The 2,969-nt window shown below is 68.7% G+C and carries 4 protein-coding genes; 3 read left to right on the top strand and 1 reads right to left on the bottom strand.

Features of this window, described 5'->3' with window-relative positions; translation table 11 throughout:
* Both VFZ20_RS10320 and VFZ20_RS10315 read left to right on the top strand, forming a co-directional pair.
* Positions 1 to 240, top strand: a 240-nt coding sequence (locus VFZ20_RS10320; RefSeq protein ID WP_329683786.1) for a hypothetical protein, incomplete at its 5' end; no start/stop codon positions are given.
* Positions 241 to 463: 223 nt separating this feature from the next.
* Entirely contained in the window at positions 464 to 1,327 is an 864-nt protein-coding gene (locus tag VFZ20_RS10315) for a M15 family metallopeptidase (protein WP_329683785.1), read from the top strand.
* A 91-nt stretch (positions 1,328 to 1,418) separates the two neighbouring features.
* On the opposite strand, the gene VFZ20_RS10310 is transcribed toward VFZ20_RS10315, so the two are convergent.
* Entirely contained in the window at positions 1,419 to 2,102 is a 684-nt protein-coding gene (locus VFZ20_RS10310) for a DUF2461 domain-containing protein (RefSeq protein ID WP_329683784.1), read from the bottom strand.
* 177 nt (positions 2,103 to 2,279) lie between these two features.
* Here VFZ20_RS10310 and VFZ20_RS10305 point away from each other — a divergent pair, with 177 nt between their 5' ends.
* Positions 2,280 to 2,789: an HIT family protein gene (locus VFZ20_RS10305; RefSeq protein ID WP_329683783.1), complete on the top strand. Its 510-nt coding sequence runs from the start codon at positions 2,280 to 2,282 to the stop codon at positions 2,787 to 2,789.
* The last annotated feature ends 180 nt before the right edge of the window (positions 2,790 to 2,969 follow it).

Genomic DNA, 2,969 nt, shown 5'->3' with positions numbered 1-2,969 from the left:
AAGGTGGTCATCCTTCCGGACAGCACGCGCGTCCGCAGCCAGATGGAGGTCGAGAGCGGCCGGCGCGCGTACGTCACGACGACCTTTCAGCCCCGAGAAGGCTACCTCCTGCGGGGGTCCGCGGAGTTCGGCGAAGGCGTTCCGGACGTGGCGCGCCTGAGCATCATGATTCGCCTGGACCTGGAACGTCTCATCGGCGGGATCTTTGGTGACAAGGAGCCGGTGGGCACAGCGCAGTAACGTCGAGTTGGCGTCGACGACGGGGAATCGGCGTGGGGGGCACTTATCAGGGGATGGGTGCCCCTCATCGTTTTATTGGAACGCGGGAAACGGCGACGCCGCGTCCATCCAGTTCGCCAAGGTGCGCAACCGGAGCCTTGACTCACCAAAGGCGCCGTTCCATCCATTCAACGCCGGCGTCGCCGGCCGCCCGCGTCGGGCGATTCCATCCACGGGAGGCACAATGGGCATCACCATCACCCAGCCCAAGTCCGGCCAGACGGTGCGGCTGGGCGAGACGGTCGAGTTCGCGGGGACCGTCGCGCTCGGTACCAGGAGCGTGGAGCTGGTGGCGGACGGGACGTTCGAGTTTCCGCCCGTCACGCTGGAAAACAACCGCACGTGGTTCGTGGGCAACCGCTTCAACGCGGTCGGCACACGCGAGATCACGGCCCGCGCGCTGGACCGCGACGGGATCCAGATCGGCGACGCGCGGGTGGAGATCGTCGTCGTGGAGCCCCAGCCCGTGGAGCCCATGGCGCGAGCGCACGCGTTCGGCGACCTGGTGCCCATCCCGGCGAACATCAACAAGGGCGTGTCCGCGGCCAAGCAGAAGACCATGCTGGAGATCTTCGGCCGTCCCTGCTCGCTGAGCGCCGACTGCACGGCCGTCACCAACGCGAAGGTCAAGGCCCTGCTCGAGACGGCAGACGTGGGCCCGTTCAAGGTGACGGGGATCAAGCCGGTCGTGGAGGCGCTGACGCGCATCTTCGCGCGGGTCAAAAAGGACGAGCCGGAGCTGTTCAAGGCCGTGGGAACGGCGGGCGTGCTGTGCTGCCGCCGCGTGCGCCGCCCGCCGGGGCAGAGCCCCAGCCCCAACTTCTCCAACCATTCGTGGGGCACGGCCATCGACCTGACCATCAAGGGCCGGCTGGACCCGCGGGGCGACGGCAGAACGCAGTTCGGCATCCTGCTGCTGGCGCCGTACTTCAACGAGGAGCGCTTCTTCTGGGGCGCCGGCTTCAAGGGTGCGTCGGAAGATGCCATGCACTTCGAGGCCTCCGACGAGCTCGTCCGCGACTGGCAGAACGACGGCGTGCTCGGCTGATCCGCCCGACGCGCCGGACGCGGAGCACGGAACGGGGCGCCCACGGCATCGCGGGCGCCCCGTTCTCCTTCCGCCTGCGTCCACGCGGCGGCTACCCCTCCAGCTCGTCGCCGCCGGACTCGAGGACGTGGCGCACCCACTCCACCAGGGGGCGGGCGGCGCGGAAGGAGTCGACGACGTAGGCCAGCGCGCCTTCGTGCGTGACCTGCCGCGCGTCCGTCTCTCGCCAGGCGATGAAGCTCTTACGCTTGATATGCTCAATGAGCGGCAGGTCCGCCGCGTAGCCGCGCGGCGGACGCGTGAGGCGATCGCCCTGCAGCTCGCCGAACATCTTCTTGAAGCCGCGCGACCGCAGCACGCGCTCGAAGCGCTCCGGGTGCTCGGCCAGGGACGCGCGCAGGCGGTTCAGCGGCTCGGCGGGCGGCATCCAGATGCCGGCCGCCGCGAGCATCACGCCCTTCTCGTCCACCTCCAGGTAGTACCCGGGCGGAGCGCCGCGGCGGTTCTCCTCGCTGACGTACGCGCTGAACGTGGTCTTGTACGGCGACTTGTCGTGGCTGAACCGCACGTCGCGGTAGATGCGGAACAGGCAGTCCCTGGGATCCTTCCACCGCACGCGCTCGTCGAAGTCGGCCGTGCGCTCGATGACCTCACCCACGAAGGCGGTGAACTGGTCGCGGAGGGCCTGGTACTCGGGGCGGTGCGCCTCGAACCATTCGCGGCGGTTGTTCTCCGCCAAGTCGGCCAGGAACGCGGTGAGCGCGGGAAAATCCATCGATCCGTATCGTCCGAAGTCGGCTGTGGAAGGGTCGTGTACGCCGTCCACCTGAGAATGCGTTCGCGCGGCGGAAAGGCAAGGGGCGGGGCCGTGGGCGGAATGCCTCTTGCACCCCGGCGAGGGCAGAGAGTGGCGCGCCGCGCCAACGACACCGAACACCGCCGGGAGGGCCGAGTGGACCCCAATCAGAACCCCACCTGCATCTTTTGCCGCATCATCGGTGGGGACGAGATGGTGAGCGTGATCCACGAGGACGAGGAGATCATCGCCTTTCTCGACATCCAGCCGCTGCACCCGGGCCACGTGCTGGTGGTGCCCAAGCAGCACTACAAGAACCTGTTCTACGTCCCCGAGGAGCTGGCGACGCGCACGTTTGCCGTGGCCAAGCGCATTCTTCCGGGGCTGCGCAAGGCGACGGGGTGCCGCGCCGTGAACCTGTTTTCGCCCAACGGCGCGGACGGCGGCCAGGACGTGTTCCACTTTCACCTGCACCTGATCCCGGTTCCGCAGGGCGCGCCGTTCCCCCTGCAGCTGCCGGATCCGGACGCGGAGGTGCCGTCGCGCTCGCAGCTGGACGTGATGGCCACGCACGTCATCCGCTGCATCCACGACGAGAACGCCGCGGCGCAGTCTGCCCAGGCCGAGGAGCAGTCCGCCGCGGAGCGCGACGCCGTCCCCGCCTGAGGACCGCCGTCTCCGCGCGCAACGGCGGAACGGCATTCTCACGCAGAGGGAGCAGAGGCAGCAGAGTACCCCGGTTCCGCGCGGAGCCGGGGTTCCTCGCATCCGGCAGATTCCCCGGATCGAGGCGGAGGCGAAGGATTCCTTCGTACCTTCGTACCAAAAGGAACGGGCCCGGACGCG

The organism is Longimicrobium sp., assembly GCF_036280135.1.
GTDB lineage: Bacteria > Gemmatimonadota > Gemmatimonadetes > Longimicrobiales > Longimicrobiaceae > Longimicrobium.
The sequence above is the reverse complement of the archived record's forward strand: the minus strand, read 5'-3'. Positions and strand labels throughout refer to the sequence as shown.